Origin of the sequence: Curvibacter lanceolatus ATCC 14669 (assembly GCF_000381265.1) — a bacterium.
In the GTDB taxonomy this organism is placed as follows: Bacteria; Pseudomonadota; Gammaproteobacteria; order Burkholderiales; family Burkholderiaceae_C; genus Curvibacter; species Curvibacter lanceolatus.
In genome coordinates, this window is the sequence record NZ_KB906256.1 from 68,613 (window position 1) to 86,114 (window position 17,502).

General features: G+C 67.8%; 12 protein-coding genes. 3 read left to right on the forward strand and 9 right to left on the reverse strand.

Annotated features, from left to right (window positions below):
* Positions 1–237 precede the first annotated feature (237 nt).
* On the forward strand, positions 238–2,040 hold the full coding sequence (locus tag F624_RS0109110; RefSeq protein ID WP_031254567.1) for an NAD(P)/FAD-dependent oxidoreductase: 1,803 nt from the start codon (positions 238–240) through the stop codon (positions 2,038–2,040).
* A 74-nt stretch (positions 2,041–2,114) separates the two neighbouring features.
* A complete protein-coding gene (locus tag F624_RS0109115; protein ID WP_019573984.1) occupies positions 2,115–3,191 on the forward strand; it encodes a 2,3-butanediol dehydrogenase in 1,077 nt (358 codons plus the stop codon).
* 83 nt (positions 3,192–3,274) lie between these two features.
* Here the strand turns inward: F624_RS0109115 and F624_RS0109120 are convergent, their stop codons facing one another.
* The 9 genes from F624_RS0109120 to apbC all read right to left on the reverse strand — a co-directional run bounded on the left by F624_RS0109120 (position 3,275) and on the right by apbC (position 15,250).
* Positions 3,275–4,783 (reverse strand): amino acid permease, encoded by a 1,509-nt coding sequence (locus F624_RS0109120; RefSeq protein ID WP_043425804.1) that lies wholly within the window; start codon positions 4,781–4,783, stop codon positions 3,275–3,277.
* A gap of 151 nt (positions 4,784–4,934) precedes the next feature.
* Complete coding sequence (locus tag F624_RS0109125) at positions 4,935–5,180, reverse strand: formate dehydrogenase subunit delta (RefSeq protein ID WP_031254569.1); 246 nt, start codon at positions 5,178–5,180, stop codon at positions 4,935–4,937.
* A 15-nt stretch (positions 5,181–5,195) separates the two neighbouring features.
* The gene (gene fdhD / locus F624_RS0109130) at positions 5,196–6,035 is read right to left on the reverse strand and encodes a formate dehydrogenase accessory sulfurtransferase FdhD (protein ID WP_019573987.1); all 840 of its coding nucleotides are present in this window, start codon (positions 6,033–6,035) and stop codon (positions 5,196–5,198) included.
* 25 nt (positions 6,036–6,060) lie between these two features.
* Positions 6,061–8,988: a formate dehydrogenase subunit alpha gene (gene fdhF / locus F624_RS0109135; protein ID WP_019573988.1), complete on the reverse strand. Its 2,928-nt coding sequence runs from the start codon at positions 8,986–8,988 to the stop codon at positions 6,061–6,063.
* Positions 8,989–8,998: 10 nt separating this feature from the next.
* Positions 8,999–10,582 (reverse strand): formate dehydrogenase beta subunit, encoded by a 1,584-nt coding sequence (locus F624_RS0109140; protein ID WP_019573989.1) that lies wholly within the window; start codon positions 10,580–10,582, stop codon positions 8,999–9,001.
* Between the two features lie 3 nt (positions 10,583–10,585).
* A complete protein-coding gene (locus F624_RS35735; RefSeq protein ID WP_019573990.1) occupies positions 10,586–11,116 on the reverse strand; it encodes a formate dehydrogenase subunit gamma in 531 nt (176 codons plus the stop codon).
* Positions 11,117–11,153: 37 nt separating this feature from the next.
* Positions 11,154–12,785: an OFA family MFS transporter gene (locus tag F624_RS0109150; RefSeq protein ID WP_019573991.1), complete on the reverse strand. Its 1,632-nt coding sequence runs from the start codon at positions 12,783–12,785 to the stop codon at positions 11,154–11,156.
* A 401-nt stretch (positions 12,786–13,186) separates the two neighbouring features.
* Complete coding sequence (locus F624_RS0109155) at positions 13,187–14,137, reverse strand: LysR family transcriptional regulator (RefSeq protein WP_019573992.1); 951 nt, start codon at positions 14,135–14,137, stop codon at positions 13,187–13,189.
* 24 nt (positions 14,138–14,161) lie between these two features.
* The gene (gene apbC / locus F624_RS0109160) at positions 14,162–15,250 is read right to left on the reverse strand and encodes an iron-sulfur cluster carrier protein ApbC (RefSeq protein WP_019573993.1); all 1,089 of its coding nucleotides are present in this window, start codon (positions 15,248–15,250) and stop codon (positions 14,162–14,164) included.
* Between the two features lie 162 nt (positions 15,251–15,412).
* Here apbC and metG point away from each other — a divergent pair, with 162 nt between their 5' ends.
* Complete coding sequence (gene metG / locus F624_RS0109165; RefSeq protein WP_019573994.1) at positions 15,413–17,482, forward strand: methionine--tRNA ligase; 2,070 nt, start codon at positions 15,413–15,415, stop codon at positions 17,480–17,482.
* The last annotated feature ends 20 nt before the right edge of the window (positions 17,483–17,502 follow it).

Below are 17,502 nucleotides of genomic sequence, written 5' to 3' on the forward strand. Positions count from 1 at the left end.
CACTGCAGCAGGCCCGGTGCAACAGGTGTCGCAGGGCTGCGCCAGCTGTCGCGTGCGGCGGGGGTGAAAGACGGGGCCCAGGGCCCAGGGTTTGTGCCAGGGGCCTGCACGCAAGTCATTGATTTTGCTGGCACGGCATGCCTGCCCGGCTGACCGCTCAGGCATGGCATGGCGATTGCCTGAGAACGCCTGCCCGCAGCAAAACCAGCGGGCATGACCAACATTCAGGAGACAACCATGACCCATGACACGGCCCGCGCCCGGGCGCAGGCGCTGCTCGACACACTCAACCATGCTTTGGCAGACCGCGATGCCGCGGCCGCCAGCCACCTGTTCGCCGACGAATGCTACTGGCGCGACCTGGTGCTGCTGACCTGGAACCTCAAGACCCTGGAAGGGCGCAGCCAGATCGCCGACATGCTGGCCGCCCAGCTCGACGCCGTGGCGCCCGTGCGCTTTTCGCTGGACGAGCGCGAGGCGGTGGAGGAAGCCGACGGCATGGTGTCCGCCTGGATCGTGGTCGACACGCGCCATGCGCGCGGCAGCGGCCATGTACGCATCAAGGACGGGCGCATCTGGACGCTGCTGACGGCCGCCCAGGAGCTCAAGGGGCATGAGGAGCCCCTGGGCACGCGCCGCCCCATGGGGGCCGAGCATGGCATCCGGCGCGGCCGCCAGACCTGGCTGGAGCGCCGCCAGCAGGAGGCCAAGGAACTGGGCCGCGACACCCAGCCTTTCGTGCTCGTCATCGGTGGCGGCCAGGGCGGCATTGCGCTGGGTGCGCGGCTGCGCCAGCTGGGGGTCTCGCACATTGTCATCGACCGGCAGGCGCGCCCTGGCGACCAGTGGCGCAACCGCTACAAATCGCTGTGCCTGCACGACCCGGTCTGGTACGACCACCTGCCCTACATGCCTTTCCCCGACAACTGGCCCGTGTTCGCACCCAAGGACAAGATTGGCGACTGGCTGGAGATGTACACCAAGGTGATGGAGGTGAATTACTGGCCCTCCACCAACTGCCTCAACGCCCGCTTCGATGAGGCCAGCCAGGCGTGGGAGGTCACCGTGGAGCGCGATGGCGAGACGCTGGTGCTGCGCCCGAAGCATGTGGTGTTCGCCACCGGCATGTCGGGCAAGGCGAACGTGCCCAAGATCAAGGGCCAGGAGGTCTTCCAGGGCGAGCAGCAGCACTCGTCGCAGCACCCGGGCCCCGACGCCTACGCGGGCAGGAAGGTGGTGGTGATCGGTGCCAACAACTCCGCGCACGACATCTGCGCGGCCTTGTGGGAGCATGGCGCCGATGTGACCATGGTGCAGCGCTCGTCCACCCACATCGTGCGTTCCGATTCGCTGATGGACATCGGCCTGGGCGACCTGTATTCGGAGCGCGCCGTGACCAGCGGCGTGACGACCAGGAAGGCGGACCTGATCTTCGCCTCGCTGCCCTACCGCATCATGGCCGACTTCCAGGTGCCGCTGTACGACCGCATCCGCGAGCGCGACGCGGAGTTCTACCGCCAGTTGGAGGCGACCGGCTTCATGCTGGACTTCGGCGATGACGGCTCGGGCCTTTTCATGAAGTACCTGCGCCGCGCCTCGGGCTACTACATCGACGTGGGCGCCTGCGATCTGGTGATCGACGGCAGCATCAAGCTGCAGGCGGGCAAGCAGATCAGCCACCTGTCGGAAAACGCGGTGGTGCTGGACGACGGCACCGAGCTGCCGGCCGACCTGGTGGTCTACGCGACCGGTTACGGCTCGATGAACGGCTGGGTGGCCGACCTGATCAGCCAGGAGGTGGCAGACAAGGTGGGCAAGGTCTGGGGCCTGGGCTCGGACACCACCAAGGACCCAGGCCCCTGGGAGGGCGAGCAGCGCAATATGTGGAAGCCCACACAGCAGCAGGCGCTGTGGTTCCACGGCGGCAATCTGCACCAGTCGCGCCATTACTCGCTGTACCTGGCGCTGCAGCTCAAGGCGCGCCAGGAAGGGCTGCCCGTGCAGGTCTACGGCCTGCAACAGGTGCACCACCTGCGGTAACAACCTGTTCACGATCTTCCATGGGGCGGCCCTGCCGCCCATTGACCCAGCCTCACAGACCAGAAAGTTGAATCATGAAAGCAGCACGTTTCTACGACCGTGGCGACATCCGCATCGAAGACATACCCGAACCCGTGGTGGAGCCCGGCACCGTGGGCATTGCCGTGGCCTGGTGCGGCATCTGCGGCACGGACCTGCATGAGTTCATGGAAGGGCCGATCTTCATCCCGCCCTGCGGCCATCCGCACCCCATCTCGGGGGAGTCCGCGCCCATCACCATGGGGCATGAGTTTTCAGGCGTGGTCTACGCCGTGGGCGCGGGGGTGGACGACATCGAGGTCGGCCAGCACGTGGTGGTCGAGCCCTACATCGTGGCCGACGACGTACCCACGGGGCCGGGCGACCACTACCACCTGTCCAAGGACATGAACTTCATCGGCCTGGGCGGGCGTGGCGGCGGGCTGTCCGAGCGGATTGCCGTGAAGCGCCGCTGGGTGCATCCGATCTCCCATGCCATTCCACTGGATCAGGCCGCGCTGATCGAGCCGCTGTCCGTGGGCCACCATGCCTACACCCGCAGCGGCGCCAAGGCGGGCGACGTGGCGCTGGTGGGCGGGGCCGGCCCCATCGGCCTGCTGCTGTCCGCCATCCTGAAGGCCAAGGGCCTGACCGTCTTCATCACCGAACTGAGCGCCAAACGCAAGGAAAAGGCGCGGGAATCCGGCGTGGCCGACCACATCCTCGACCCCTCCGAAGTGGACGTGGTGGCCGAGGTGATGCGGCTCACCGGCGGCAAGGGCGTGGACGTGGCGTTCGAATGCTCCAGCGTCAACCCCGTGCTCGACACGCTGGTGGCCGTGACGAAGGCCACGGGCGTGGTGGTGATCGTGTCCATCTGGAGCCATCCGGCCACGATCAACGTGCACAGCGTGGTCATGAAGGAGCTGGACGTGCGCGGCACCATCGCCTACTGCAACGACCACCAGGCCACCATCGAGCTGGTCGAGCAGGGCAAGATCAAGCTCGCGCCCTTCATCACCCAGCGCATCCAGCTGGAGGACCTGGTGGCCCAGGGTTTCGACACGCTGATCCACAACAACGAGTCGGCGGTGAAGATCATCGTGCAGCCGCGGTTCCAGCCGGCGGAGTAGCCGGTCGGCCGCCGGGGTGCGGCCGATTTTCTGGGCGCCCCGGACGCCTCGGGGGTGGCCGCCCTGCCCCGCGGCGGCACCGTCTACTGAGGCCGGCGGCGGTGCTCGAGTGCGCCCGGGAAATGCATCTCGGCATAGGGCACCAGCCGGCTGCCGTGCACCAGGCGCCAGCCCCACCACATGGCCAGAAACACCGGAATGCCCAGGTAGGTGGCGATCAGGTCGCCCCAGGGCACGGGCCCGCTGCCGTGCAGGGCGTCAAAACTCTGGCCCAGCACCACCAGCAGGCACATGCCGAAGGCAAAGAAAGGCCCCCAGGGAAAGAACGGTGACTGGTAGGGCAGCAGGCCGGCGATGTCGATGCCCTGCACCTGCAGCCCGCGGCGGAAGCGGTAGTGGCTGATGGCAATGCCCAGCCAGGCGATGAAGCCCGTCATGCCCGACAGGTTCAGCAGCCACAGGTACACGGTCTGCCCCTCCCCCAGCGAACTCAGAAAGCACAGGGCCCCCATGGCCGTGGTGGCCAGCAAGGCCGGCACCGGCACACCGTGGCCGCTCAGGCGCTTGAACACGGCCGGGGCCCGCCCTTCCACCGCCAGGTTGTAGAGCATGCGGGTGGAGGCATACAGGCCCGAATTGCCGGCCGACAGCACGGCCGTCAGGATCACCGCATTCATCACCCCGGCGGCCAGGGCCAGGCCGGCGCGCTCGAACACCAGGGTGAAGGGGCTCACGCCCACCTCGCGCAGGTCGGTCTTGATGAGGTTGGGGTCGGTGTAGGGCAGCAGCACGCCGATCACGCCCACGGCCAGCACATAGAACAGCAGGATGCGCCAGAACACCTGGCGCACCGCGCGCGGGATGTTGCGCGCCGGGTCGACCGATTCACCGGCGGCCACGCCCACCAGCTCGGTACCCTGGAACGAGAAGCCCGCGATCATCACCACCCCCAGCAGGGCCGGCATGCCCCCCACAAAGGGCGCCTCGCCCAGCGTGAGGTGGCTCAGCCCCGGGCTGGGCTGGCCGCGGAACACGCCCAGGATCATCAGCAGGCCCAGCACCACGAAGCTCAGCACGGTCAGCACCTTGATCAGGGCGAACCAGAACTCGGCCTCGCCAAAGCCACGCACCGAGATCACATTGAGCGCGAACACCAGCAGCAGGAACAGCGCACTCCACCACACCCCCGGCACGGCCGGAAACCAGTACTGCATGACCAGTTGGGCCGCCACCAGCTCCACCGCCACCGTGACCGCCCAGTTGTACCAGTAGTTCCAGCCCAGGGCGAAGCCGAAGCCGGGGTCGACATACAGCGATCCGTAGGTGGAGAACGAGCCCGCCACCGGCATGTAGGCGGCCAGCTCGGCCAGGCTGGTCATCAAGAAGTACACCATGGCGCCGATCAGCACATAGGCCAGCAGCGCCCCGCCGGGGCCGGCCCGCGACACCATGGCGCCCGAGGCCACGAACAGGCCGGTGCCGATGGAGCCGCCGATGGCGATCATGCTGAGGTGGCGCGCCTGCAGCGAGCGCTTGAGGCCCGGAGCCGGCGTGTCGGCGTGGGGTGGCACGGTGGCGGGAGGTGGGGTCATGGCAGGGGGCGGCCTTGTGCCCCGGCTCGCCCGGCGGGCACGGTGCCGGGCCGGGGCGGGGGTCGCTGATTAAAAACGCCGCCGCGGTGGCGCCGGGGCGGCCCGGGCGGGCCAATCCCCCCAGCGGTCAAATCACACCGCCGAACGGCAATCAGCGGGCGGGCGGCAAGGCCTCGCTGAGGCGCGCATGGTGGGCCATCACGGCCTCGCGCATGAAGGGATGCAGGGCCTGGCCGGCCTCGGCGTCAAGTTGCTGCAGAAATTGAGCGCGCATGCGCGGCTCCCAGAACTTGCGGATGTGCTCGGCGGCGCCGGCCAGGGCATCGGCGCGGTCGGGCATGGACTCGAAAAACTGGCCGATGCGATTGGCCATCTGGATCAGGTTCTGGGTGTGCAGATCGGTGCTCATGGCTCAGGCCTCAAGGATCACGCGCTGGGCATGGGTGTAGATGGAAAAATCGTCGCCGCGGGCAAAGCCCAGCAGGCTCAGGCCGGCCGCGTCGGCGGTGTGCACGGCCAGCTCGGTCACGCCCGACACCGCCGCCAGCAGCGGCACGCCGGCGGCCGCCGCCTTTTGCGCCATCTCATGGCTGGCGCGGCTGGTGACCACGATGAAGCCGCTGCCCGCCTGGGCCGCCAGCGGCTGGCCGGGGCGCAGCAGGGCGCCGATGAGCTTGTCGAGCGCGTTGTGCCGGCCCACGTCTTCACGCGCCAGGTGCAGCTGGCCGGAGGCGTCGCACCAGCCGGCGGCATGGGTGGCGCCGGTGGCGCCCAGCAGAGGCTGGTGAGCGCGCAACTGGCCCATGCCCCGGCTCAGGGCCTGGGGGCTGAAGCGGGCCGTGCCGCCCACCGGCTTGACCTGGCGCACGGCCTGGGCCAGGTTCTCGGCACCGCACAGGCCGCAGCCGGTGCGGCCGGCCAGGCTGCGCCGCTGGTCCTTGAAGCGCGCAAAACAGGCCGAGGCCACTTCGATGCGCAGGGTGAGACCGGCGGGGCTGTCGTCGATGTCGATGCCGTACACCTGCTCGGCCCGGTCCACCAGGCCCTCGGTGAGCGAGAAGCCCAGTGCAAAGTCGGCCAGATCATCCGGCGTGGCCAGCATCACGGCATGCGACAGGCCGTTGTACTCGAGCGCCACGGGGCGCTCCTGGGCCACCAGGTCCTGGGCTTCGTGCCATTGGCCCTGGCGCCAGCGGCGCACCGGCACGGGGGTGCAGCCGGTGGGCTGGGGGGGGACGTCGTCGGGCTTCATGGCGGTCAAGGCGATCAGAGCGGACTCATTCGCCCTGGCTGGCGGCGTGCAGCAGTTCGAGCTGGGTTTCATGGAACTGAGCATAGCTGCGCTGCCACGCCGACTGGGGCTCGGACTGGTGATCGGACTGCTGATCGGGCTGCTGCACCGGCATCACATTCACCGCCGTCACCTTGTACTCGGGGCAGTTGGTGGCCCAGTCGCTGCTGTCGGTGGTGATCACATTGGCCCCCGATTCGGGGAAGTGGAAGGTGGTGTAGACCACGCCTGGGGCCACGCGCTCGGTGACGGTGGCGCGCAGCACGGTCTCGCCCGCGCGGCTCTGGATGCCCACCCAGTCGCCGTGGCGGATGCCGCGCTCCTCGGCGTCATGCGGGTGGATCTCGAGCCGGTCTTCGTCGTGCCACTGGTTGTTGGCGGTGCGCCGGGTCTGGGCCCCCACGTTGTACTGCGACAGGATGCGCCCGGTGGTCAGCAGCAGCGGGTATTTGCGGGTCACCTTCTCATCGGTGGGCACGTACTGGGTGATGATGAAACGCCCCTTGCCGCGCACAAAGCGGTCCACGTGCATGATGGCCGTGCCGGCCTCGTCGGTGCTGTCGTTGCAGGGCCACTGCACGCTGCCCAGGCGCTCGATCTTGTCGTAGCTGACGCCGGCAAAGCTGGGCGTGAGCGCCGCGATCTCGCGCATGATCTCTTCGGGGTGCGCGTAGTTCATCGGGTAGCCCAGGGCGTTGGCCAGCTTCTGGGTCACCTCCCAGTCGGCATAGCCGGCCTTGGGCGGCATCACCTTGCGCACCCGCGAGATGCGGCGCTCGGCATTGGTGAAGGTGCCGTCTTTTTCGAGGAAGGACGAGCCCGGCAGGAACACATGCGCGTACTGGGCGGTTTCGTTGAGGAAGATGTCCTGCACCACCACGCACTGCATGGCCTTGAGCGAGTCGATCACGTGCTGGGTATTGGGGTCGCTCTGCACGATGTCCTCGCCCTCGCAGTACAGGCCCAGGAAGCTGCCCTGCTGGGCGGCCTCGAACATGTTCGGGATGCGCAGGCCCGGCTCGGGGTTCAGCGTCACCCCCCAGGCCGACTCGAACAGGCTGCGCGTGGTGCTGTCGCTGATGTGGCGGTAGCCCGGCAGCTCGTGCGGGAAGCTGCCCATGTCACAGCTGCCCTGCACATTGTTCTGGCCGCGCAGCGGGTTCACGCCCACGCCTTCGCGCCCCACGTTGCCGGTGGCCATGGCCAGGTTGGCAATGCCCATCACCATGGTCGAGCCTTGGGCGTGTTCGGTCACGCCCAGGCCGTAGTAGATGGCGGCATTGACCTGGCGAGCGCTCTTGCGGCCTTCGCTGTTGCCGGTGGCATACAGGCGGGCAGCGGCGCGCAGCTCGGCCGCCGGCACGCCGCTCACGGCCTCCATGGCCTCGGGCGAGTTGTCGGGCCGGGCCACGAACTCGCGCCACTCGCGGAAGGACTTGTCGTCGCAGCGCTCGGCGATGTAGGCCTCGTCCAGCAAGCCCTCGGTGACGATCACATGCGCCATGGCGCTGATCACGGCCACATTGGTGCCCGGGCGCAGCTGCAGGTGGTGGGCGGCGCGGATGTGGGGCGACTTCACCAGGTCGATGCGGCGCGGGTCGATCACGATCAGCTGGGCGCCCTCACGCAGGCGCTTCTTCATGCGCGAGCCGAACACCGGGTGGGCATCGGTGGGGTTGGCGCCGATGACCAGGATCACGTCGGCCTTCTCGACCGACTTGAAGGTCTGGGTGCCGGCCGAGGTGCCGTAGGTCTGGCCCAGACCGTAGCCGGTGGGCGAATGGCAGACCCGGGCGCAGGTGTCGACGTTGTTGTTGCCGAAGGCCGCACGGATCAGCTTCTGCACCAGGTAGGTCTCTTCGTTGGTGCAGCGCGACGAGGTGATGCCGCCGATCGAATCGCGCCCGTGCTCAGCCTGGATGCGGCGGAACTCGCTGGCCGCGTAGCCGATGGCCTCGTCCCAGCTGACCTCCTGCCAGGGGTCGGCGATGCTCTTGCGGATCATGGGCGTGGTGATGCGGTCTTTGTGGGTGGCATAGCCCCAGGCAAAGCGGCCCTTGACGCAGGCATGGCCTTCGTTGGCCTTGCCGTCCTTCCAGGGCACCATGCGCACCACCTCGTTGCCCTTCATCTCGGCCTTGAAGGCGCAGCCCACGCCGCAGTAGGCGCAGGTGGTGATCGTGCTGTGCTCGGGCTGGCCGAGCTGGATGATGGATTTCTCTTGCAGCGTGGCGGTGGGGCAGGCCTCGACACAGGCGCCGCAGCTCACGCACTCGGATTCCATGAACGACTGCCCCTGGCCCGGCGAGACGCGCGACTCGAAGCCCCGGCCCTGGATGGTCAGCGCAAACGTGCCCTGGGTCTCCTCGCAGGCGCGCACGCAGCGGTTGCAAACGATGCACTTGCTGGCGTCGTAGCTGAAATAGGGGTTGGAGTCGTCCACCGCGGGCTTGCTGTCGCCACGGAAGTGGTTGGCGCCGTCCAGGCCGTAGCGCACCTCGCGCAGGCCGGTGACACCGGCCATGTCCTGCAGCTCGCAGTTGCCATTGGCCGAGCAGGTCAGGCAGTCCAGCGGGTGGTCGGAGATGTACAGCTCCATCACGCCCTTGCGCAGCTCCTGCAGGCGCGGGCTCTGGGTGCGCACCTTCATGCCGGCCTCGGCCGGGGTGGTGCACGAGGCCGGAAAGCCCTTGCGGCCCTCCACCTCGACCAGGCACAGCCGGCACGAGCCGAAGGGCTCCAGGCTGTCGGTGGCGCAGAGCTTGGGCACGCGCACGCCGGCGTCCACCGCGGCCCGCATCAGCGAGGTGCCCTCGGGCACCGAGACGGCGACACCGTCGATCTCCAGGGTGACTTCGCGCTCCGACACCCGCAGCGGGGTGCCGTGATCGGTTTCTTTCAGATGAGCCAGCATGTTGAACTCCTCAGGCGGCTTGAGTGACTTGGGTGGCTTCGGCTTGCGGCGCGTCCGGTACGCTGAGTCCGAAGTCCTGCGGGTAGTGGTTGAGGGCCGACAACACCGGGTACGGGGTCATGCCGCCCATGGCGCACAGCGAACCATGCAGCATGGTGTCGCACAGGTCGCGCAGCAGCTTGACCTGCTGCGGCTGTTGCGGGCCACCGGCGGTGATGCGGTCGATCACCTCCACGCCGCGGGTCGAGCCGATGCGGCAGGGCGTGCACTTGCCACACGATTCGAGGGCGCAAAAGTCCATCGCATAGCGGGCCAGGCGGGCCAGGTTGGCCGTGTCGTCGTGCACCACGATGCCGCCGTGGCCCACCACACCGCCAAAGGCGGCATAGGCCTCGTAGTCCAGCGGCACATCCCATTTGTCTTCAGGAACATAGGCGCCCAGCGGGCCCCCCACCTGGATGGCCTTGATGGGCCGGCCCGAGGCCGTGCCGCCACCAAAGCCGTAGACCAGCTCGCGCAGGGTCAGGCCAAAGGCCTTCTCGACCAGGCCGCCGTGCCGGATGTTGCCGGCCAACTGGAACGGCAGCGTGCCGTGCGAACGGCCCACGCCGTAGTCGCGGTAGAACTGCGCCCCACGCGCCAGGATGATGGGGGCCGAGGCGAAGGTGATCACGTTGTTGATCACCGTGGGCTGGCCGAACAGCCCCTTCAGGGCCGGCAGCGGGGGCTTGGCGCGCACGATGCCGCGCCGGCCCTCCAGGCTTTCAAGCAGCGCCGTCTCTTCGCCGCACACATAGGCGCCGGCGCCCATGCGCACATGCAGGTGGAAGGCGTGCCCGCTGCCCAGCACCGAGTCGCCGATGAAGCCGGCGGCCTTGGCCCGCGCCAAGGCCTCGTTCAGCGTGGCCACGGCATGCGGGTACTCGGAGCGCACATAGAGGTAGCCCTGGGTGGCGCCCACGGCCAGGGCGGCAATGGTCATGCCCTCGATCAGCACATAGGGGTCGCCCTCCATGGTCATGCGGTCCGAGTAGGTGCCCGAGTCGCCCTCGTCGGCATTGCAGACGATGTACTTCTGCGCGGCCTGGGCATGGGCCACGGTCTTCCATTTGATGCCGGCCGGGAAGGCCGCCCCGCCGCGCCCGCGCAGGCCCGAATGGGTCACCTCGTGGATGATGGCGGCGCTGTCCATGGCCAGGGCGCGGCGCAGGCCGGCCCAGCCCTCATGGGCCTCGTAGTCGGCCAGGCTCAGCGGGTCGGTCACGCCCATGCGGCGGAAGGTGAGGCGCTCTTGCAAGGCCAGGTAAGGAATCTGTTCGGTGACGCCCTGGCGCAGCGCGTGCTCACCACCCTGCAGCAGGCCGGCGGCCAGCAGGGCGGGCACGTCTTCGGGGCTCACCGGGCCGTAGGCCACGCGGCCGGCGGGGGTTTGCACCTCCACCAGCGGCTCCAGCCAGAACAGGCCGCGCGAGCCGTTGCGCACCAGCTCGATGCTGTCGCCAGCGGCGGCCTGCAGGGCCTGGGCCACCTCGTCGGCCCCCACGGCCAGGGCGGCGGAATCACGCGGCACGAAAACACGGATCTTGGCAGTCATGGCTCAGGCCTCCTGGGTTTGCAAGGGCGCCACCAGCTGGTCGAAACGCGGCAGGCTGACGCGGGCATGCACCCGATCGTCCACCGCGATGGCGGGGGACGAGGCGCACAGGCCCAGGCAGTACACGGGCAGCAGGGTCACGCTGGCGTCGGCGTTGGTGGCGCCGTGATCGCTGTCGGCGCAGCCCAGGCGGCTGCAGGCATGGGCCCACAAGGCCTCGGCACCGCGCGACTGGCAGGACTCGGCCCGGCACACCTGCACCACATGGCGCCCAGGCGGGCTGCTGCGGAAGTGGTGGTAGTAGCTGATCACCCCATGCACCTCGGCCCGCGACAGGTTGAGCGCCTGGGCAACCAGGGGCACGCCGGCCTCGGGCACATAGCCCAGGCGGTCTTGCACCGCGTGCAGGATGGGCAGCAGGGCGCCGGGCAGGTGGGCCAGTTCGTCAACCGCCTGCTGAACGATCTGCAGTGCGGCTTTCGGTGCCGCAGCGTCTGCGGTGGCTGCGGAATCTGAGGCGTGGGGGGTGCTCATGGGGTCCTCTTCTTGTCTTGTGTCGATGGCGTGCGTGTCAACCGAACAACTTGAGCACGCTCAGCAGGGTGCGGTACACCCCCCAGGCCAGGGGAATGCCCACGGCCGCCCAGGCCAGGGCCACCACGGCGGGGCTCACGCTGTCGGGGCGACCGTTGCTGGTGCCGGTGGTGCTGGCCGAAGCCGCCTTCTCGTGGGCCAGGCGCTTCTCTTCGGCCAACTCGGCGTCGCTCATAAACCATTTGTCGGCCACGGGGCGCACCAGCAGGTTGCAGATCAGGCCGATCACCAGCATGCCGACCAGGATGTACATGGTCTGGTTGTAGACCTGCTCGCGCGCAATGCCCAAGCCCAGCTGGTACTCGCGCATGTAGTTCACCACCACCGGGCCCAGGATGCCGGCCGTGGCCCAGGCCGTCAGCAGGCGGCCATGGATGGCGCCGACAAACTGGGTGCCGAACAGGTCGGCCAGGTAGGCCGGCACGGTGGCAAAGCCGCCGCCGTACATGCTCAGGATGATGCAGAAGGCCCCCACGAACAGCACGGTGCTGCCCGCTGCGGCGCTGCCCGGCACGCCGAAGTACAGCACCCCGCCGAGCACGAAGAACACCACATAGGTCATCTTGCGCCCGAGCTTGTCGGACAGGCTGGCCCAGAAGAACCGGCCCCCGATGTTGAACAGGCTCAGCAGCGCGGTGAAGCCGGCCGCCACACCGGCGATCGCGGCCAGCTGGGTCTTGTCGAGCTCACCGTACTTGGCCGCCACACCGATCAGCGAACCGCCAAACACTTCTTGCAGCATGGGCGAGGCCATGCCGATCACACCGATGCCGGCGCTCACGTTCATGCACAGCACCATCCACACCAGCCAGAACTGCGGGATCTTGAAGGCGTTCTTCACGTGCACATGGCGCTGCGTGATCATGGTGTTGGAGGCATGGATGGCCGGCGGCGTCCAGCCTTCGGGCTGCCAGCCGGTGGCGGGCACGCGGTAGCCCAGGGCACCGGCCATCATGAAGACGAAATAGATCAGCGCCATCACGATGAAGGTGGGCATCACGCCCACGCTCTCGGGGCTGGCAAACACCTTCATCAGGTCGGCCGCCAGCGGCGAGCCGATCATGGCGCCGCCGCCAAACCCCATGATGGCCATGCCGGTGGCCATGCCGCGCCGGTCCGGGAACCACTTGATCAGCGTGGACACGGGCGAGATGTAGCCCAGGCCCAGCCCGATGCCCCCGATCACGCCCGAGCCGAGCAGCATCATCCAGAACTGGTGCAGGTGGATGCCCAGGGCCGAGAACAGCATGCCGCCACACCAGCACAGGGCCGACACCACGCCCGCCTTGCGCGGGCCGGCGCGCTCCAGCCAGCCGCCCCACAGCGCGGCCGAACAGCCCAGAAAGACAAAGAACAGGGTGTACATCCAGCCCAGGGTCGAAATCTTCCAGTCGCAACTGGTGGTGAACATCTCGGCAAAAAAGCCCACCTCGGGGCCGCACTTCACGCTCTCCTTGATGCCCAAGGCCTTGGACAGCGGGAGCCAGAACACCGAAAAGCCATAGGCCATGCCGATGCAGAGGTGGATCGCGAGCGCCGCCGGCGGCACCAGCCATCGGTTGAAACCGGGCCCGGCAATGATGCGTTCCTTGTCAAGAAAACCTGCCATGTGTCTGTCTCCATTGTTGTGGTGAGGAGGAAAGGGATGTGTGTTTTCCGCCCCGGCGCCGCTCAGGTCGTGGCCTGGCGTTGTGCCGGGCCGCAGTGTCTGGGCTGGGGGGCGGTGCGGTCAAATTGAATCGGGACATGCCTTGATTCAAAGATTGAATCAAGGAGGGCTGGAGTCTAGGGCCATCGCACGGCCCGTTCTGATTCGCCATGGGGGTTGCTGGCGGTTGAATGCGCGCTGCTGATGCCGGTTGCTTTGGCGGTTGTTCCAATGCACTGCCGCACTCAAAAAACAACATCAAATCAAAGACTTGAGAAAAACCTCACGACAAAACAGCGGCTCGATTTGGCGGTTAGGTTGGCGGTTGATTTGGTGCTTGCCCCACCAAGCCAAGCGCCCCCTCAAGTCCCCAGCGCCCCGCTGTAGGCCGCGGCATGGGCCAGCCAGGCCGGGTCCTGGGCCAGCGCCAGGGCGGCGGCCAGGGCGCGCGAAGGGCGTTCGGCCTGGGTCAGCATGAAGCCGATGGGGGTGCGCACCTCGGGGCTGATCAAGGGGTGGGCCTCCAGCTCGGCATAGCCCAGGGCGGCGCCGACCAGGGCCCCGGGCAGCACGCTGCAGACCTCGCCCGCCACCACGCTGAGCGACAGGGTGAGGATGGAGTTGGTCTCGATCACGGGCGTGACCTCGGCCCCGGCCAGCGCAAAGGCGCTGTCCACGATGCTGCGGTTGTGCATCTCGGGCGTGAGCAGGCACAGGGGCTGGGCCGCGGCCTCGACCCAGCGCATGGGCTCGCCACGGCGCATGCCCACGGTGCCCGCCACGGCGGGCTGGCGGTCCCGGCACACCAGAAAATACTGCTCGCTGTACTGCGGCAGCACCCGCACCCCCGACTGCTGACCCAGGCGGTCGGTGTAGCCCAGGCCCAGGTCCAGGGTCAGGGCATCGAGACCGTTTTCGATCTCGGGCGAGGACAGCGACAGCACGGCCGGGCGGATGCCCGGGTGGCGCGCCTGCAGCCAGGCCGCAAAGCGCGCCACGATGGGAATGGCCGTGGGCACGGCGCCGATGCGCAGGCGCCCGCGCGGCTGATCGGCCTCGCTGGCCAGGTCCTGCTGCAGCAGTTCGTGCTCGCGCAGCATGCGCTGCGCCGTCACCAGCACGCGCTCGCCCTCGGGGGTGAAGCCCGCGTACTGGCGCGCCCGCTTGACGATGACCACGCCGAACTCGGCCTCGAGTGCGCGCAGCGCATTCGACAGCGCGGGCTGGGTGATGTGGCAGGCCTGGGCAGCCCGGCCGAAGTGCTGGTGCTCGCTCAGCGACACCAGGTAGCGCAGCGAGGCCAGGATGTTCATGGCGCGGGCGGCTGGCGGCGGGGCTCAGGTGCCCTGGCTGACGGTGATGGTCGGGAACTTGGACGAGAAATCCTTGGCCTGCTGGGCCACTTTCAGCGCCACCTTGCGGGCCACGGTCTTGTACAGGCCGGCCACCTCGCTGTCGGGGGCGGCCACCACGGTGGGGTTGCCACTGTCGGCCTGCAGGCGGATGTTGATGTCCAGCGGCAGCCCGCCCAGGTAGTCCATCTTGTAGTCGGCGGCCATGCGCTGGCCGCCATCGGCGCCGAAGATGTGCTCCACATGACCGCAGTTGCTGCACACGTGCACTGCCATGTTCTCGACGATGCCCAGAATGGGCACGCCCACCTTCTCGAACATCTTGATGCCCTTGCGGGCGTCGAGCAGGGCGATGTCCTGCGGCGTGGTCACCACCACGGCACCGGTCATGGGCACGCGCTGCGACAGGGTGAGCTGGATGTCGCCCGTGCCCGGGGGCATGTCGACGATCAGGTAATCCAGGTCTTTCCAGTTGGTCTGGCGCAGCAGCTGCTCCAGCGCCTGGGTGGCCATGGGGCCGCGCCAGATCATGGCTTCGTCCTGCGCCACCAGAAAACCGATCGACATCACCTGCACACCGTGCTTGAGCATGGGCTCCATGGTCTTGCCATCGGTGCTGGCCGGGCGGCCCTCGATGCCCATCATCATGGGCTGGCTGGGGCCGTAGATGTCGGCGTCCAGCAGGCCCACGCGGGCGCCTTCGGCAGCCAGCGCCAGCGCCAGGTTGGCCGCCGTGGTGCTCTTGCCCACGCCGCCCTTGCCCGAGGCCACGGCGATGATGTTGCGCACCTCGGGCAGCAGCGGCACACCGCGCTGCACCGCGTGGGCCACCACCTTGCTGCGCACGTTGGCCTGCACCTGGGTGACGCCCGCCACGCTGCGGGCGGCGGCGTCCAGAGAAGCGACCAGGGTGGGGATGAAGGTGCGCGCCGGGTAGCCCAGCTCGATGTCGAAGGACACGTTGCCGCCCTCGACCTTGAGGTTCTTCAGGGCCTTGGTGGAGACGAAATCCTGGCCGGTGTGGGGGTCGACAACGGTTTGCAGGGCCTGCAGAAGGGCTTCGGTCGTGGGCATGGGGGGCTCTTTTTGGAAGGGTCGGAATGCGAAACCGGTTAGTTTAGCCAGCATCGATGCAGCCCTGCGGATCCCAGGGCTTCCCGAACGAGGCGACGCGCCGCCGCCTCCAAGCCCCATCCGCTTCTAAAATCACGGATTCGCCCGAAACCGAAGAACACCATGTCTGCCCAACGCAAGCTATTCGTTACCACCGCCCTGCCGTACGCCAACGGCAATTTCCACATCGGCCACATCATGGAATACATCCAGGCCGACATCTGGGTGCGGGTGCAGCGCATGCTGGGCCACCAGGTCAACTTTGTGGGCGCCGACGACACCCATGGCGCGCCGATCATGATCGCGGCCGAGAAGGCCGGCAAGACGCCGCAGCAGTTCGTGGCCGACATCGCCGCCGGCCGCAAGCCCTACCTCGATGGCTTTCACATCGCCTTCGACAACTGGCACAGCACCGATGCCCCCGAAAACCACCAACTGGCGCAGCAGATCTACCTCGATCTGAAGGCCGCCGGCCTGATCGAGACCCGCGTGATCGAGCAGTTCTTCGACCCCGAGAAGAACATGTTCCTGCCGGACCGCTTCATCAAGGGCGAGTGCCCCAAGTGCCACGCCAAGGACCAGTACGGCGACAACTGCGAGGTGTGCGGCGCGGTGTACGCCCCGACCGACCTGATCGAGCCCTTCTCGGCCCTGTCGGGCGCCAAGCCGGTGCTCAAAAGCTCGGAGCATTTCTTCTTCCAGCTGTCCGACCCGCGCTGCGTGGCCTTTCTCGAAGAATGGACCCAGGACGGCCGGCTGCAGCCCGAGGTGGCCAACAAGGTCAAGGAGTGGTTCACCGTGCGAACCAACCCCGACGGCACCACCAGCGAAGGCCTGGGCGACTGGGACATCAGCCGCGACGCACCCTACTTCGGCATCGAGATCCCCGGCGCGCCCGGCAAGTACTTCTATGTGTGGCTGGACGCCCCGGTGGGCTACCTGGCCTCGCTGAAGAACCTGCTTGAAAAGCGCGGTGAAGACTACGCGGCCTACATGGCCGACCCGGCGCTGGAGCAGTTCCACTTCATCGGCAAGGACATCGTCACCTTCCACACCCTGTTCTGGCCCGCGATGCTGAAGTTCAGCGGCCGCAAGACGCCGGACTCTGTGTTTGTGCACGGCTTCCTCACCGTGAACAACGGCGAGAAGATGAGCAAGAGCCGCGGCACCGGCCTGGACCCGCTCAAGTACCTGAGCCTGGGCATGAACCCCGAGTGGCTGCGCTACTACCTGGCGGCCAAGCTCAGCGCGCGCAACGAAGACATCGACTTCAACCCCGAAGATTTCATGGCCCGGGTCAACTCCGACCTGATCGGCAAGTTCGTCAACATCGCCTCGCGCGCGGCCGGCTTCATCCACAAGCGCTTTGGCGGCCAGCTGGCGGCCGTGTCGGCCGACGGTGACGCCCTGCTGAGCCACCTGCAGGACGCCGCCCCGGGTGTGGCCGAACTGCTGGCCGAACGCGACTACGGCAAGGCGCTGCGCGAGATCATGCTGCTGGCCGACCGCGTCAACGAGTACGTGGACCAGAACAAGCCCTGGGAGCTGGCCAAGCAAGAAGGCATGGAGGCCCGCCTGCAGGACGTGTGCAGCGCCTGCATCGAGGCGTTCCGCCTGCTGAGCATCCTGCTCAAGCCCGTGCTGCCCGCGCTGGCCGTCCAGGTCGAGGCCTTTTTGCAGGTGGGCCCCTTCACCTTTGACAGTGCCCGCAGCCTGCTCGGCTCCGGCCACCGCATCCAGGAGTACAAGCACCTGATGCAGCGCGTCGACGTGAAGCAGCTCGACGCCCTGTTCGAGCCACCGGCCGCCCCTGAGCCCGAAGCCACCGTGCCCGGCGGCGAGGCGCTGGCCCCCACCATCGGCATCGACGACTTCGCCAAGATCGACCTGCGCATTGCCCTGATCGTCAACTGCGAACCCGTGGAAGGCTCGACCAAGCTGCTGCGGCTGACGCTGGATGTGGGTGAAGGCAAGCACCGCAATGTCTTCAGTGGCATCGCCAGCGCCTACAAGCCCGAAGACCTGATCGGCAAGCACACCGTGATGGTGGCCAACCTGGCCCCGCGCAAGATGAAGTTCGGCATCAGCGAAGGCATGGTGCTGGCCGCCAGCCATGGCGATGAAAAGGCCCAGCCCGGCATCTACGTGCTCAACCCCTGGCCCGGCGCCACGCCCGGCATGCGGGTGCACTGAGCCCCCGCAAGACGGGCCTG

Excerpts from the sequence above, each read along its gene's own strand:
- F624_RS0109140 (WP_019573989.1), bottom strand. The coding sequence starts at position 10,582 with ATGACTGCCAAGATCCGTGTTTTCGTGCCGCGTGATTCCGCCGCCCTG.
- F624_RS0109110 (WP_031254567.1), top strand. The coding sequence starts at position 238 with ATGACCCATGACACGGCCCGCGCCCGGGCGCAGGCGCTGCTCGACACA.
- apbC (WP_019573993.1), bottom strand. The coding sequence starts at position 15,250 with ATGCCCACGACCGAAGCCCTTCTGCAGGCCCTGCAAACCGTTGTCGAC.
- F624_RS0109120 (WP_043425804.1), bottom strand. The coding sequence starts at position 4,783 with ATGACCCCACCTCCCGCCACCGTGCCACCCCACGCCGACACGCCGGCT.
- fdhD (WP_019573987.1), bottom strand. The coding sequence starts at position 6,035 with ATGAAGCCCGACGACGTCCCCCCCCAGCCCACCGGCTGCACCCCCGTG.
- F624_RS35735 (WP_019573990.1), bottom strand. The coding sequence starts at position 11,116 with ATGAGCACCCCCCACGCCTCAGATTCCGCAGCCACCGCAGACGCTGCG.
- F624_RS0109115 (WP_019573984.1), top strand. The coding sequence starts at position 2,115 with ATGAAAGCAGCACGTTTCTACGACCGTGGCGACATCCGCATCGAAGAC.
- metG (WP_019573994.1), top strand. The coding sequence starts at position 15,413 with ATGTCTGCCCAACGCAAGCTATTCGTTACCACCGCCCTGCCGTACGCC.
- F624_RS0109155 (WP_019573992.1), bottom strand. The coding sequence starts at position 14,137 with ATGAACATCCTGGCCTCGCTGCGCTACCTGGTGTCGCTGAGCGAGCAC.
- F624_RS0109150 (WP_019573991.1), bottom strand. The coding sequence starts at position 12,785 with ATGGCAGGTTTTCTTGACAAGGAACGCATCATTGCCGGGCCCGGTTTC.
- fdhF (WP_019573988.1), bottom strand. The coding sequence starts at position 8,988 with ATGCTGGCTCATCTGAAAGAAACCGATCACGGCACCCCGCTGCGGGTG.